This window comes from Roseococcus microcysteis (genome assembly GCF_014764365.1).
GTDB lineage: Bacteria > Pseudomonadota > Alphaproteobacteria > Acetobacterales > Acetobacteraceae > Roseococcus > Roseococcus microcysteis.
In genome coordinates, this window is the sequence record NZ_CP061718.1 from 1,290,565 (window position 1) to 1,304,612 (window position 14,048).

Genomic DNA, 14,048 nt, shown 5'->3' on the forward strand with positions numbered 1-14,048 from the left:
CCGCGACAGCACCATGGCCCGATGCGCTTCGCCTCCCTGCCCGGCAATTTGCGCGGCGCGATTTTGATGTCGCTGGGCGCCGTGCTCTTCGCCGTGGAGGTGCTGTTCATCCGCTGGATGAACGACCGCGGCATTCCCACCACCACCCAGGTCTTCGCGCGGTCCATGGGGCAATTGCTCTGGGTGCTGCCGCTGATCCTGGGGGCGGGGCTCGTGGTGTTCCGCACGCGAAGGCTCGGGCTGCACCTGTTCCGGGGGCTGGCTTCGGCGCTGACCTGGGGGCTGTATTTCCTCAGCTTCGCCTTCCTCGACCTCGCCACCGCCACGGTGCTGTCCTTCACCAATGTGATGTTCACGACGCTGCTGGCGGGGCCCGTGTTGCGGGAGCGCGTGGACGCGGCGCGCTGGGCCGGCACGCTGCTGGGGCTGCTGGGGGTGGCCGTCATGCTGCGGCCGGGCACGGACATTCCCATGCTGGGGGCGCTGACGGCGCTGGGGGCGGCGCTGGCCTGGTGCGGCATCACGCTGTCCTCACGCGCGCTGTCGCGCACCGAATCCACCCAGACGGTGGTGGCCTGGGTGGGGATCGTGACCAGCCTTTGCACCCTGCCCTTCTTCCTCTGGGGCTGGACGCCCATCGGGCTCGGCGATGGCGTGATCCTGCTGGTCTTCGCCCTGTTCACGCCCGGCATCATCTGGTTCGTGACCGAGGCGCTGCGCGCGGGCGAGGCGAGCGCGGTGGCACCCTTCCAGTATCTGCGCCTGGTCGTGATCATGGGGTTCGGCTGGGTGCTCTTCGCCGAGGTGCCGGATGGCTGGACCCTGCTGGGCGCGGCCGTGATCCTGTCGGGCGCCGTGATCATCACAATCCGGGAGGCGCGGCGGGCATGACGCTTCTGCTCCAGGCCGCGCCGCTGCTGGCGTTGCTCGCTTTGCTGGGCAGCGGGCGCGCGGGGCCGCTGCCGGCCTGCGGGGTGGCGCTGGCGCTGGCCCTGCCCGCCATCGCGGCCAGCCTGCCCGAGGGCGCGACGCTGGCGGGTTTCCTGCCTGCCGAGACGCTCCGCGCGCTGTGGCTCGCCTTGCAGGTGGTCGCCATCATCACGGGCGGGCTTCTGTTCCAGGCGGCGGTGGCGCGCGATGCCGACACGGCGCCACGCCTGCCCACCCCCGCGCGCATCTTCGCCGCCACCCTGCCGCTGGGCTGTTTCCTCGAAAGCGTCACGGGCTTCGCCATCGGCGGCATCTTCGCGCTGGCCGCGCTGCGCGCCATGGGCATCGGCGGCGCGGTGGCGGTGGCGCTGTCGGTGCAGGCGCTGGTGCTGGTGCCCTGGGGCGGGCTTGGCCCCGGCACGCTGCTGGGCGCCACCATGACGGGGCTGCCGCCGCATGAGGTGGCGCGCATCTCCGCCATTCCGACGGCGCTGTGGATGCCCTGCCTCGCCCCCTTGCTCTGGGCCTTGCAGGCGCGGGCCGGCGTGGTGGTGCCCGCGCGCGAGAAGGCCATGCAGGCGCTGATGCTGGCGGTGCTGGGCGGGCTGATGCTGGGGCTGCACTGGGTGCTGCCCTTCGAGGTGATCGGCGTGGTCGCCACGGGCATCGTGCTGCTCTGGGCGCTGTGGCGGGCGGACCCGCCGCGCGACCCCGTGGCCGCGCTGCGCACGGCGGGGCCCTACCTGGTGCTGGCGGCGGCGCTGCTGGCGTCCCGCGCCATTCCGGGCGCGCCCGCCTGGCAGCCCTTCGCGGAGCTGCCCGCCTTCCCGCTGACCCATGTGGGGCTGGTGCTCTGGGCCGTGGCCCTGCCCATGCTGGCGCTGCGGCCGCGGCCGGTGTCAGCCTTCGCGGGGGCGCTGCGCCGCTCGGGGCGGCCCATCGCGGTGCTGCTGCTCTATGTGCTGCTGGGGCGGTGGCTTGCGGGCGGCGGCGTGGCGGCGGGGCTGGCCGAGGCCATGGCGGCGGCGGCGGGCGGCACGGCCATGTTCCTCGTGGCGCCGCTCGGCCTGCTGGCGGGCTTCGTCACGGGTAGCAACGTGGGTGGCAATGCCGCGCTGATGCCGGTGCAGCAGGCGCTGGGCGCGACACTCGGCCTGCCGCCCCTGTTGGCGCCCGGGGTGCAGAACTTCGCCAGTGGCGCGGGGGCGGGAATGAGCATCGCCGTCGTCGCCATGCTCTGCGCCATCGCCGGCGGCGGCACGCGGCCCACGCAGGTGTGGCGCCTCGTCTGGCCCTCGATGCTGATGGTGCTGGCCCTTGGCACCGCGACCCTCTGGGGGTTGAGCTAGGCCCATGCATGACTGGTCCATCGCCGAACGCAAGCTGCTGCGGGTGCCCGCCCTGCGCCCCCTGGTGAAGCGCATCGGCCCCTGCGCGCTGACGCCGCTGACCCGCCCGCCTTATGAGGCGCTGGTGCGGGCCATCGCGCACCAGCAGGTGCATGGGCGCGCGGCCGAGGCCATGCTGAACCGCCTCATCGCCCTGCACCCCGGCGAGGGCTTCCCCCCGCCCGATTTCGTGCTGGCCCTGCCGCTTGAAGCGCTGCGCGGCTGCGGCTTCTCCGGCAGCAAATGCGCCGCCATCCAGGACATCGCGGCCAAGAGCGTCTCGGGCCAGGTGCCGGCGCTGGACGAGGCGCTCTCCCTGCCCGACGAGGCGCTGGTGGAACGCCTGCTGCCCCTGCGCGGCGTGGGGCGCTGGACGGTGGAGATGCTGCTGATCTTCACCCTCGGCCGGCCCGATGTCTGGCCGGTGGATGATTTCGGCGTGCGCGAGGGCTGGCGGCTGGTGACGGGCGCCGAGGCGCAGCTCAAGCCCCGCGCCCTGATGGAGCTGGGCGCCCCCTTCCGCCCCTGGCGCAGCGTCGCCGCCTGGTATCTCTGGCGCGCGGCCGATGAAGGGAAGAAGGTGAAGCCGCTGGCCGTCTAATTCTTGCGGACCACCATCCGGCCGCGGAAAGCCTCCGATTCGTCGAATTCCAGTGCCAGCACGTCATGCCCCAGTTCCCGCGCGCTGCGGGGCAGGTTCTCGGCCGGTTCACGCCCCGCGAATCGGACTTCGAGCACCTGTCCCACCGCCATCCGATCCAGACGCAGTCGGGTCCGGACAAAGGTCATGGGGCAACGATCGGCCGTGACGTCAAGACTTTCATGAATTTCGGCCAAATCCGTATTTTTTTGCCCATCATTGCTTGCCATAAGTGATGTCCCTGCTTGTCCAGGAGCGGAAAACCTCTATATCTCGACGCAGTCAGAGGGTTATTCCGCCATGGTTGAAAATGTTCAATCCGCCGACCTGTTGGGTTTGACGGCTGAAATTGTATCCGCGCATGTGTCCAACAATCCCGTTCCGGTGGCCGAATTGCCGGGTCTGATTGTGGAAGTTCACAAGACCTTGGCGTCTCTTGGCACCAGCGCGCCTCCCGTGGAAATGGAGAAGAAGGCGCCGGCCGTTCCCGTGAAGAAGTCCATCACGCCGGACTATCTGATCTGCCTCGAGGACGGCAAGAAGCTGAAGATGCTCAAGCGCCACCTGCAGACCTCCTACAATCTCTCGCCGGAACAGTACCGCGAGAAGTGGGGCCTGCCGCCGGACTACCCGATGGTCGCGCCGAACTACGCGCGCCACCGTTCCTCGCTGGCCAAGAAGATCGGCCTTGGAACGCAGTCGCGCAAGGGCGAGGCGTCTGCTAAGGCCTGAGGCTTCCGCAACGACAGGAGCCTCCGGCCATCAACGCCGACATGTCCCGGATCGAGCGCATGTGCGTCGAGCGCGGCCTGAAGATGACAGGCCAGCGCAGGTTGATCGCGCGCGTGCTCTCGGAAAGCGAAGACCACCCCGACGTCGAGGAGCTGTACCGCCGTGCGGTGGCCCTCGATGCCCGGGTCTCCGTCGCCACCGTCTATCGCACCGTCCGGCTGCTTGAGGAAAAGGGCATCCTGGAACGCCGCGATTTCGGCGGCGGCCGCGCCCGCTATGACCCCGCCGACCGCGGGCACCACCACCACCTGATCGACGTGGACACGGGCAACGTCATCGAGTTCGCCGATGCCGAGCACGACGCCGTGGCACGCGCCATCGCGACCCGGCTGGGCTTCGAGCTGGTGCAGATGCGCCTCGAAATCTTCGGCCGGCGCCTGCCCGCGCCGCCGCCCGCCACACCCTCCCGCCCAAGGCGCCGCACATGATGGCCGAACCCATCGGGCAGGAGTTCCATTTCGAGGAGCTGCGCTCCGGCCATCTCGGCGTGCGCGTGGCCTCCAGGGAATGGGAAATCCGCGCCGCCCAGGCGCTGCGCTTCCGCGTCTTCTATGACGAGATGGGGGCCCAGGCCGATGCGGCGACGCAGGCGAGCGGCCTCGACGCCGATGCCTATGACGCCGTGGCCGACCACCTTCTGGTGGTGGACCATGACCGCGGCGAGGGCCCCGAAAGCGTGGTCGGCACCTATCGCCTCATCCGCCGCGCCGCCGCCGGGCGAATCGGGCGCTTCTACTCGGCCGATGAATACGACATTTCGCGGCTGGAGGCCTTTCCGGGCGAGGTGCTGGAGCTCGGCCGGTCCTGCACGGATGTGGCCTATCGCACGCGCGGCACGCTGCAACTGCTCTGGGGCGGCATCGCGGCCTATGTCTTCCGCCACCGGATCACGCTGATGTTCGGCTGCGCGAGCCTGCCCGGCGTGGAGCTCGACGCGAATGCGGAGCGTCTTTCCTACCTAGCGCATCACCACATGGCGCCCGAGAACCTCCGCGCCCGCGCCCTGCCCCAGCGCTACATCCCCATGGAGCAGCTTCCCCAGGGCAGCTACGATGCCAAGCGCGCGCTGATGGACCTGCCGCCGCTCATCAAGGGTTATCTGCGCCTGGGCGGCTTCGTGGGCGACGGCGCGGTGCTGGACCACCAGTTCAACACCACCGATGTCTGCGTGGTGGTGAAGACCGACCAGGTCACGGACAAGTATTTCAAGCATTACGAGCGCCAGTCCGGCCCGCGCGGCTGAGACAACGTCTGGCGGCCCGCGTGCCGCGTGTTAACCTCCCGCTTATGTTCCGTCGTCGCCTTCTCCTGCCGGCCCTGCTGCTCCTCGCGGCGGGCGGGGCCTGGGCCTGGTTCGGCGCGCCGCCCCGCCTGGCAATGGCCCCCGTCACCACCGGGCCGGCGCTGGAGGCGGTCTATGCCACCGGTTCCGTCGAGCCGGTGCAGATGGCCCGCGTGGGGCCCGCCACGCGCGGCCGCCTGACCGCCCTGCTGGTGGATGAGGGCCAGCGCGTCACCGAGGGCCAGCCCATGGCGCGGCTCGATGACCGCCAGACCCGCGCTTTGGCCGAGGAGGCCGAGGCCCGCGCCCGCTTCGCCCAGGACGACCTGGCCCGCACCCGCGCCCTCGTCACCCGCGACATCGCCGCCCGCGCCACGCTGGACCGCGCCGAGCGCGATGCCGAGGCCGCCCGCGCCACCGCCGAGGCCGCGCGCCAGCGCCTGGACGACCATGTGGTGCGGGCGCCGGCCGGCGGCGTGGTGCTGCGCCGCGATGGCGAGGTGGGCGAGGTGGTGGACACCCCCACCACCCTCTTCTGGATCGGCGAAATCCGCCCCCTGCGCGTCACCGCCGAGGTGGATGAGGAGGACATCGCCCGCGTCATGATCGGCCAGCCCGCCTTGCTGCGTGCCGATGCCTTCCCGGGCCGGGTGCTGCGGGGCGAGGTCGCGCAGATCACCCCGCGCGGCGACACGACGCGCAAGGCCTATCGCGTGCGCCTGGCTTTGTCCGAGGACACGCCGCTGATGGTGGGCATGACGGTGGAGGCCAACATCGTGCTGCGCGAGGCGAGCGACGCCCTGCTGGTACCCCCCGCCGCCGTGGCGCTGGACCCCGACAGCCCGCCCGGCCGCACAAGGCGCGGCCATGTCTGGCTGGTGCGCGAGGGGCGGCTGGAGCGCCGCGCCGTGCTGCTGGGCGTGCAGGGCGCGCGGGCGGTGGAGGTGCTGGAAGGCCTCGCCCGGGGTGATTCGGTGGTGGCGGAGGCGAGGCCCTCCTTCCGCGAGGGCCAGCGGGTCCGGGCGCCGTGAACCTCATCCTGGACCTGGCGCGCGGCATGCTGCGGCGGCGGCGCAGGCAGACGCTGGTCTCGGTCATGGGGGTCGCGCTGGGGGTCGCCTTCTTCATCGCGATCGCGGGGATGATGCGCGGCTTCCAGACCTATTTCGTGGCCCAGATCATCGACGTGGCGCCGCACATCACCATCAAGGACGAAACGCGCGCGCCGCCGGTGCAGGCGGCCATGCTGGCCTCGCCCGAGGGGGCCGTCTCGGTGCGGGGGGTGCGGCCGCAGGACAGCATCCGCGGCATCCGCGCCGCGGGTGAGAAGCTGGCCATGCTGGAAGCCATGCCCGGCGTGGCCGCCGCCCCTGTGCTGGGGGGCCAGGCGCTGCTGCGCTATGGCGCGCGCGACGTCTCGGCCACGCTGCTGGGCGTGGACCCGGAACGGCACCGCCGCGTCTCCAACATCGAGAAGGACATGTTCGCGGGGCGGCTCGAGGATCTGCGCGCCACGGCGAACGGCATCATCATCGGCGAGGCGCTGGCGCAGCGGCTGGGGGTGGGGATGGGCGACACCATCTCGGCCATCTCGCCTGCCGGGGTGGTGCTGTCCATGCGGGTGGCGGGGCTGTTCCGCACCGGCATCCAGAATGTGGACCAGGGCCAGGGCTTCGTGCTGCTGACGGTGCAGCAGGTGCTGCAGAACCGGCCCAACACGGTGAACCAGATCCTCGTGCGGCTGGCGGACGTGACCCAGGCCGAACCCCTGGCACGCCGCATCGAGGCGCGCTTCGGCAACCGCACCGAAAGCTGGGAGGAGCAGAACCGGAACATCCTGACCGTCTTCGTGATCCAGAACGCCATCATGTATTCGGTGACGGGGGCCATCCTGCTGGTCGCCGCCTTTGGCATCTACAACATCATCTCGACCGTGGTGTTCGAGAAGACGCGCGACATCGCCATCCTGAAATCCCTCGGCTTCGCGGAGGGCGACATCCAGCGGCTGTTTCTCGTGCAGGGGCTGGTGGTGGGGGTGCTGGGGGCGGTGCTGGGCTGTGCCCTGGGGGCCGCCATGATCGAGGGGCTGGCCCAGGTGCGCTTCGGCGTGGACACGCCGGCCGGGCAGGACCGCTTCGTGCTGTCGCGCGACTGGCGCATCTACGTGATCGCCTCGGGCTTCGCCATCGCCTCCTCGGCGGTGGCGGCGCTGGTGCCGGCGCGGCGGGCCTCGCGGCTCGACCCCGTGCAGGTGGTGCGGGGGGCGGCGTGACCGTGCTGCTGGAGGCGCGGGGCATGACGCGCCGCCTGGCCGCCGAGGGCGTCACGCTGGTGCGCGACGTGAACCTCAGCTTCGGCCATGGGGAGTTCGTGGCCATCACGGGGCCGTCAGGCTCGGGCAAGTCCTCGCTGCTGTATCTGCTGGGGCTGCTCGACCGGCCGACCGAGGGCCAGGTGCTGCTGGAGGGCCAGGACACGGTGGGCCTCGCGCCGCCGGCCATGGCCGCGCTGCGGCTCAGGCATCTGGGCTTCGTCTTCCAGTTCCATTTCCTGCTGCCGGAATTCACCGCGCTGGAGAACGTGCTGATCCCCATCCGCAAGCTGGGGGCGCTGGAGGGCGAGGCGGCGCGGGTCTCCGCGATGGCGCTGCTGGAGGGGCTGGGGTTGGCGCCGGCCGCGGCCAAACTGCCGGAACAGCTTTCGGGCGGCATGCGCCAGCGCGTGGCCATCGCCCGCGCCCTGGCGAACAACCCCGTGCTGGTGCTGGCGGACGAACCCACGGGCAACCTGGACACGAAGAACGCCGCCGCCGTCTTCGACATCTTCGAGCGGATGACCCAGGCGGAAGGCCGCACCGTGCTGGTCGTGACCCATGACCCGGACCTGGCCGCGCGGGCCACGCGGCGGGTGCATCTGGTGGATGGGGCGGTGGTGTCCGACACGCGGCGCTGAATGGGCCGTTAAATCCTTATGCGCACAGCGGGAAACAGCCCTGCGCGCGGGGCGGAATCGGCCCGATAACCCTTGCATGGGGACGAATCAGGGCGTATGTCCCCCCTTACAAGACGCAGTACGCACGTGCCTCTGGCCCCAGGCCCACGGAGCTGAGCCAAAGTTAAGGCTTGCCACCGCGGCGCAAGGTTTACGCAACGACGTCAAGCGTTCTGGCAACCCCGTGTGTTGCCCCTGATGGGGGCCGCGCATGGTTTTCTTCTGGTCGCTGGTTCGTTCGACCGTTTCGTCAATCTGGGGCGGCCCCTGGGATGGGGGCGTTCCACATATGTAGTGGAGGATGGTGCGATGACCCCCAAGGTCGCTCGCTATCTCGCGGACACGCAACCGGCCACGCCGTGCCTCGTGCTCGACGTGGACCGCGTGGAAGACAATTTCCGCCGGCTTCAGGCGGCGCTTCCGCTCGCGCGCATCTATTATGCCGTGAAGGCGAACCCGGCCGCGCCCATCCTGGAGCGCCTGGTGGGGCTCGGCTCCTTCTTCGACGCCGCCTCCTTCCAGGAGGTGACCATGTGCCTCGACGCCGGCTCCGCTCCCGGTGCGATCAGCTATGGCAACACCATCAAGAAGGAGCGCGACATCGCGGCCGCCTATGCGGCGGGCGTGCGGATGTTCGCCTTCGACAGCGAGGCGGAGCTGGAGAAGCTCGCCCGTTCGGCCCCCGGTGCGCGCGTCTATTGCCGCATCCTGGTCGGCAATGACGGCGCCGAATGGCCGCTCAGCCGGAAGTTCGGCTGCGAGGTCGAGATGGCGCGCGCGCTGATGATCCGCGCCGGTGAGCTGGGCCTCGACGCCTTCGGCCTGTCCTTCCATGTGGGCAGCCAGCAGACCCAGACCGCGGCCTATGAAGCGGCCATCGCCAAGGTCGCCATGCTCTTCACCGACCTCGAGGAGGCCGGCGTGAAGGTGCGCATGGTGAACCTCGGCGGCGGCTACCCGGTGCGCTACAAGGCGGAAGTGCCCGAGATCGACGATTTCGGCGCGGCCATCATGGGCGCCATGGTCAAGCATTTCGGCAACTCCCTGCCCGAGATCGTGATCGAGCCGGGCCGCTTCCTGGTGGCCGATGCGGGCGTCGTGCAGTCCGAGGTGGTGCTGGTCTCGCGCAAGGGCGCGGAAGACCCGGTGCGCTGGGTCTATCTCGACATCGGCCGCTTCGGCGGCCTGGCCGAGACCGAGGGCGAGGCCATCAAATACGCCTTCCGCACGCCGCATGACGGCGCGTCGGAGGGGCCGGTGACCATCGCGGGGCCCACCTGCGACAGCACGGACACGCTCTACGAGAAGAGCAACTACCGGCTGCCCATGGCCCTGCGAGACGGTGACAAGGTGGAGATGCTGGCGACCGGCGCCTACGTCACCACCTATGCCAGCCAGAGGTTCAACGGCTTCACGCCGCTGGCCGAGCACTACATCTGACCCACAGGGTCTGAGCCGCATGGGGGGAGGCGCATCGCGCCTCCCCCGTTTCGCTTGCCGGGCCCCTGCGGCGGAGTGACGCTGCGGCATGCCGGATTCAGACGCGCTTCCCCTCGCCGCCGCCTTCTTCCTGATCGCGCTGGTCTATGCCTCGGTCGGCCAGGCCGGGGCCACGGGCTATGTCGCGCTCATGGCCTGGCTGGGCTTCGCGCCGTTGGCCATGAAGACCACGGCGCTGGCGCTGAACCTGCTGGTCGCGGCCATCGGCACGGCGCTGTTCCTGCGCGCGGGGCGGCTCTCCTGGCGCCATGTCTGGCCCTATGCGGCGCTGGGCTTTCCCTTCTCGCTGCTGGGGGGCGCGGTGCAATTGCCGCCCGGCCTGTATTTCCCCGTGGTGGGCCTGGTGCTGCTGGCCGCGGCGGCGCAGATGGCGCGGTCCGCGCTGCGGCGCCCTGCGTCGGCCGAGGCGGCGCCACGCCACCCGCCCTTCCTCGCCGCACTCGCCACCGGCGCGGTGATCGGCTTCGTCTCGGGGACGACGGGCACCGGCGGCGGCGTCTTCCTCGCCCCCGTGATCCTCGCGATGAACTGGGCCACGGCGCGCCAGACCGCGGCCCTGACGGCGGTCTACAACCTCATGAATTCCGGCGCCGCGCTGCTGGGCGCCTTCGCCTGGTGGGGCGAGATGCCCCCTGCCCTGCCGCTCTGGCTGGTCGCGGTCGCGCTGGGGGTGTGGCGGGGGCCGTGCTGGGCAGCCGCTATCTGCCCGAGCGGGGGCTGCGCATCGTCCTGGCGCTGATCCTGCTGGTCTCGGGCGTGCGGCTGGTGATCGGCTAGCTCAGCCCTCGCGCCCCAGCGCGTCCAGCGCCGCGCCGAAGCCGCGCAGGCTCATGGTCAGGTGGATTTCCCGCCCGGCGCTGTCGCGGAAGGTGACGCGCCCCGGCGCATCGCCGCGCGCGCGCAGGCGGCGGAGCGCGGCGTCATTGGGCAGCTCGGCCTCGGCGAAGCAGCCGCCGCGCGCCACCGAGCACAGCCTGAAGGGCAGGCTCAGCGCCTCGCCCGCCGCGGCGGCGGGGTCGGCCTGGAGGCGCGCGGCCTCCTCCACCCGCGCCTCGATGGGCACTTGCAGGATGACGCGCATGGGCTCGGCCCGGGCGGTGCGGCCCATCACCATCTGCGCGACAGGCTGGTTGCGGGCATCGGTGAAGGTGAGCGCGATCTCGCACAGGCGCTGGGCGGGCTGGCCGGCGGGGCGGGTGGTTTCGCAGCGCAGCGTCCAGTCGCCATAGGCGGCGGAGGTGCGGTCGGGCGCCGCGGGCGGGGCGGCCGGGGGCGCCGCGGGCGCGGGCGCGGCCTGGCGGGATTGCGCCAGTGCCGCCATGGGCGCCGCCAGCAGGGCGAGGGTGAGCAGCAGCTTGGCCTTCATGAAGCCTCCTGGTCAGGTTCGCCCCATGGTCAGCGCAAAGGCCAGGGCAGGTCTACATGGGCTTGGAGCACACCGCCCGGAAACAGCAGGTTAAGGGAGGAGGCCAGCACCAGCAGGAAGGTGCAGGCCGCGGCCGTCAGCACCAGCACCTGCCACCAGGGGCAGCGCGCCACCACGCGCAGGAAGGCCAGGAAGAACAGCACCAGCGCCGCGAAGAAGCCGATGAGCCCGGTCAACGCCACGATGCCCAGGAACCAGCCCAGGAAGGGCCATGGGCCGTAATCCTTGGCCTCAGCCTCGGTGTCGAAATTAGCGCTGCCCGCCGCCACCGCCCCGCGCGACTGCCAGAACAGCACCCACAGCGCGCAGGCCCCGCCCACGCAGGCCACCGCCACGGGGAACATCAGGGCGAGGTAGGAGTTCTTCATCCCCTCCGCGAAGGTGAAGACGAACAGCCCCAGCACCACCGCGGCAAAGGCGAGTTGCGGCCACATGCGGGAGGCGCGGCTGTCCTCGGCCGCGCCCTCGGTGTTGATGGCGCCCGAACCGCTGCTCTTGCGCAGACCCGCCCAGAGCGAGAGCAGCGTGAGGGCGAGGATGACCAGCACCAGCGGCCGCGTCAGGAAGTCCCAGCCCGAGAACTGCACCGCCTGGTAGAGATAGCGCTCCGCCCCCAAGGACAGCACGAAGCCGATGAGGAAGGCCGGGCGCGACCAGCCGAAGCGGCGCATGAAGACGCCGAGCACGCCGACGGCCACCAGCGCCAGCAGGTCGTAGTAGCTGCGCGTCGCCTGGAAGGCCGCGAAGCACAGCACCATCACCATGAAGGGCGCGATGAGCGTGTAGCGCACGAGCGTCAGCTTCGCGATGCCGGGGGCGAGGGCGATGCACAGCGCCGTGCCCAGCAGGTTCGCGATCGCGAGCGACCAGATGATGGTGTAGGTGATGTTGAGGTCGCGCTCGGCCATGGAGGGGCCCGGCTGCAGCCCCAGCAGGATCATCCCCGCCAGGAAGATCGCCATGGAGCCCGAGCCCGGGATGCCGAAGAGCAGCGTGGGCAGCAGCGCGCCGCCCTGCACCGCGTTGTTGGCCGATTCCGGGGCGATGACACCGCGGATCTCGCCCTTGCCGTATTGGCTGCGGTCCTTCGAGGTCTGCATGGCGTGGCTGTAGGCGATCCAGTCCACCACGCTGCCGCCGATGCCGGGGATGGCGCCGATCAGCGCGCCGATGCCGGAGCAGCGCAGCACCAGGCCCGGGTTGCGGATCACGTCGCGCACGCCCTGGAACCAGCCGCGCCCGAGGCTCTGCCCCTGCTTCGCGATGGCGCCGCCGCCGCGCAGCAGGTCGAACATCTCGGGCAGGGCGAAGATGCCCAGGCCCACGATGACGAGCGGCAGGCCATCGCTGAGATAGAGCGTGTCGAAATCCATCCGGTATTCGCCGGTGGCGGGGGCGGCGCCGATCATGCCGAAGGCGAGGCCGAGGCAGGCCGCCGCCACGCCCTTGGCGAGGTTCCCGCCCGAGAGCGCCGCCACGGTGGATAGTCCGAACAGCGTCAGCATGAACAATTCGGCCGAGCCGAAGGCCAGGATGATGGGCCGCGCCGCCAGCACCGCCGCCGTCAGCACCACGGCGCCGAACATCCCCCCCAGCATGGAGGCGAAGAAGGCGGCCGCCAGCGCGCGCGCCGCCTCGCCCTGGCGGGCCAGGGGGAAGCCGTCCAGCACCGTGGCCTGTGACGCGGAGGAGCCGGGAATGCCCATCAGGATGGAGGAGAAGGTGTCGGCCGTCGGCACCACCGCCACCAGGCCGATCAGCATGGCCAGCGCCGAGGTCTGGTCCATGCCGTAGATGAAGGGCAGCAGCAGCGACAGGCCGGCGATGCCCCCCAGCCCCGGCAGCACGCCGATGACGAGGCCCACCGTCACCCCCACCATCATGAAGGTCATGTGCTTGAGGGTGAGCAGGTCGAGCAACGTGCTCAGCAGCAGGTCCAGCATGATGGGGCTTTCGGTGGCGGGGGCGGTGTCAGAAGCGCACGTTGTGGTGGGTGGTCAGGAAGTTCCGCGCCCATTCCCGCGCCTCGGGCGAGATGGTGGTGGCGTGGCGGTAGAGGCTTTCCGCCGCATCGCCCACCGCCTGCGGATAGACGCCGAGCACGGTCTCGCCGCGCGCCTTGAGTTCGGGGTCGGCCACCATGTCCTCGAAGGCGCGCCGGTAGGCGGCGATGATGGGGGCGGGGGTGGATTTCAGCAGCACGGCCGGCTTCTGCCCCGCGAAGGCCGCGATGGAGGCGGCGCGATAGGCCTCATAGGCCTGGCCCTCCGGCGCGCGGTTGTGCATGCGCTGGTAGACTTCCTCGAAGGTCGGAATGTCGGGGAAGGAGGGGTCGCGCTGGATGTTGCCCTGCGCGTCCGGCAGCCCGTAGGAAAACAGCGGCACGCCCTGCCCCGCCTGCACCAGCGGCACCACCTGGCTGAGATAGGCGGGCGTGGTCTGGTGGTCGATGGAGCCGTCGCCGCGCTCGACCGCGATGCGCGCCTCGCCGCGGCCGCGCATGCCGAAGACGTAGCGCACGTTCAGCCCCAGCAGATGCAGCGCCAGGATGGGCACGAGGTCGAAGCCCGTCGCACCCTGGCTCGGGAAGACCAGCTCCTGCCCGCGCAGGCGGGCGATGTCGGCGCCGTCCGTGATGCCGGTGCGGGTCGAGACCCAGACCACGCCGCCGGTGGGCGAGACGATGACGGGCGTCCAGTTCGCGTAGTCATAGCGCACGCGCCGGTCGCCCAGCAGGAAGGGCAGATGCGTGGAGGCGGAGGGGCCGAAGAGGCTCGACCCGTCCGGCCGCGCCCGCTGCGCCCAGTCATTGCTGCCCGTGATGGAACCGCCGCCGGGGACGTTGCGCACGATGACATTGGGCTGGCCCGGCAGATGGCGCGAGAGGAAGGGGGCCAGGAAACGCGCCCAGACATCGCTGCCGCCGGCCTCGGCGAAGGGGATCACGAATTCGATGGTGCGGCCGGCGAAAGTCACGGGCGCCTGGGCGATGGCGGGGGTGGCCAAGGTGGCGGCCCCCGCGGCCCCCAGCAGCGTGCGGCGATGCAGCTTCGTCATGGCGTTGTCCTTCCTTGTCTGTTCTTGGTGGCGGGCGCACCA

15 protein-coding genes are annotated in these 14,048 nt (G+C 70.8%); 11 read left to right on the top strand and 4 right to left on the bottom strand.

Annotation, left to right across the window (positions count from 1 at the left end; all coding sequences use genetic code 11):
• Nucleotides 1-21: 21 nt before the first annotated feature.
• From ICW72_RS06135 to ICW72_RS06145, 3 genes are read left to right on the top strand one after another with little or no spacing between them, the layout of a single operon-like run.
• Complete coding sequence (locus ICW72_RS06135) at nt 22-891, top strand: DMT family transporter (RefSeq protein WP_223880862.1); 870 nt, start codon at nt 22-24, stop codon at nt 889-891.
• Nucleotides 888-2,279 carry an L-lactate permease gene (locus tag ICW72_RS06140; protein ID WP_191085408.1) on the top strand — a complete coding sequence of 464 codons (1,392 nt, stop codon included), beginning with the start codon at nt 888-890 and terminating at the stop codon, nt 2,277-2,279. Before ICW72_RS06135 ends, ICW72_RS06140 begins: the two co-directional genes overlap by 4 nt.
• 4 nt (nt 2,280-2,283) lie before the next feature.
• A complete protein-coding gene (locus ICW72_RS06145) occupies nt 2,284-2,919 on the top strand; it encodes a DNA-3-methyladenine glycosylase family protein (protein WP_191085409.1) in 636 nt (211 codons plus the stop codon).
• Here the strand turns inward: ICW72_RS06145 and ICW72_RS06150 are convergent.
• The gene (locus ICW72_RS06150) at nt 2,916-3,188 is read right to left on the bottom strand and encodes a sulfurtransferase TusA family protein (protein ID WP_191085410.1); all 273 of its coding nucleotides are present in this window, start codon (nt 3,186-3,188) and stop codon (nt 2,916-2,918) included. The genes ICW72_RS06145 and ICW72_RS06150 overlap by 4 nt on opposite strands.
• Before the next feature lie 70 nt (nt 3,189-3,258).
• On the opposite strand from ICW72_RS06150, the gene ICW72_RS06155 reads away from it, so the two are divergent.
• From ICW72_RS06155 to ICW72_RS06190, 8 genes are all read left to right on the top strand, one after another.
• Nucleotides 3,259-3,690, top strand: a complete 432-nt coding sequence (locus ICW72_RS06155) for a MucR family transcriptional regulator (protein ID WP_184383560.1) — start codon at nt 3,259-3,261, stop codon at nt 3,688-3,690.
• Between the two features lie 41 nt (nt 3,691-3,731).
• Nucleotides 3,732-4,178 carry a Fur family transcriptional regulator gene (locus tag ICW72_RS06160; RefSeq protein ID WP_191085411.1) on the top strand — a complete coding sequence of 149 codons (447 nt, stop codon included), beginning with the start codon at nt 3,732-3,734 and terminating at the stop codon, nt 4,176-4,178.
• A complete protein-coding gene (locus ICW72_RS06165) occupies nt 4,175-4,993 on the top strand; it encodes a GNAT family N-acetyltransferase (RefSeq protein WP_191085412.1) in 819 nt (272 codons plus the stop codon). The genes ICW72_RS06160 and ICW72_RS06165 overlap by 4 nt, the downstream gene beginning before the upstream one ends.
• 44 nt (nt 4,994-5,037) lie before the next feature.
• Nucleotides 5,038-6,063 carry an efflux RND transporter periplasmic adaptor subunit gene (locus tag ICW72_RS06170; protein WP_191085413.1) on the top strand — a complete coding sequence of 342 codons (1,026 nt, stop codon included), beginning with the start codon at nt 5,038-5,040 and terminating at the stop codon, nt 6,061-6,063.
• The gene (locus ICW72_RS06175; RefSeq protein ID WP_223880863.1) at nt 6,060-7,304 is read left to right on the top strand and encodes an ABC transporter permease; all 1,245 of its coding nucleotides are present in this window, start codon (nt 6,060-6,062) and stop codon (nt 7,302-7,304) included. The genes ICW72_RS06170 and ICW72_RS06175 overlap by 4 nt, the downstream gene beginning before the upstream one ends.
• The gene (locus ICW72_RS06180; RefSeq protein WP_191085414.1) at nt 7,301-7,984 is read left to right on the top strand and encodes an ABC transporter ATP-binding protein; all 684 of its coding nucleotides are present in this window, start codon (nt 7,301-7,303) and stop codon (nt 7,982-7,984) included. Before ICW72_RS06175 ends, ICW72_RS06180 begins: the two co-directional genes overlap by 4 nt.
• A 348-nt stretch (nt 7,985-8,332) precedes the next feature.
• Nucleotides 8,333-9,463, top strand: a complete 1,131-nt coding sequence (locus ICW72_RS06185; RefSeq protein WP_191085415.1) for a type III PLP-dependent enzyme — start codon at nt 8,333-8,335, stop codon at nt 9,461-9,463.
• Nucleotides 9,464-9,551: 88 nt separating this feature from the next.
• Complete coding sequence (locus ICW72_RS06190; protein WP_223880864.1) at nt 9,552-10,262, top strand: sulfite exporter TauE/SafE family protein; 711 nt, start codon at nt 9,552-9,554, stop codon at nt 10,260-10,262.
• Between the two features lie 39 nt (nt 10,263-10,301).
• Here the strand turns inward: ICW72_RS06190 and ICW72_RS06195 are convergent, their stop codons facing one another.
• From ICW72_RS06195 to ICW72_RS06205, 3 genes are read right to left on the bottom strand one after another with little or no spacing between them, the layout of a single operon-like run.
• On the bottom strand, nt 10,302-10,889 hold the full coding sequence (locus ICW72_RS06195; RefSeq protein ID WP_191085416.1) for an invasion associated locus B family protein: 588 nt from the start codon (nt 10,887-10,889) through the stop codon (nt 10,302-10,304).
• Nucleotides 10,890-10,918: 29 nt separating this feature from the next.
• Nucleotides 10,919-12,892 carry a tripartite tricarboxylate transporter permease gene (locus ICW72_RS06200; RefSeq protein ID WP_191085417.1) on the bottom strand — a complete coding sequence of 658 codons (1,974 nt, stop codon included), beginning with the start codon at nt 12,890-12,892 and terminating at the stop codon, nt 10,919-10,921.
• 28 nt (nt 12,893-12,920) lie between these two features.
• The gene (locus ICW72_RS06205; RefSeq protein ID WP_191085418.1) at nt 12,921-14,006 is read right to left on the bottom strand and encodes a Bug family tripartite tricarboxylate transporter substrate binding protein; all 1,086 of its coding nucleotides are present in this window, start codon (nt 14,004-14,006) and stop codon (nt 12,921-12,923) included.
• Nucleotides 14,007-14,048: the final 42 nt, after the last annotated feature.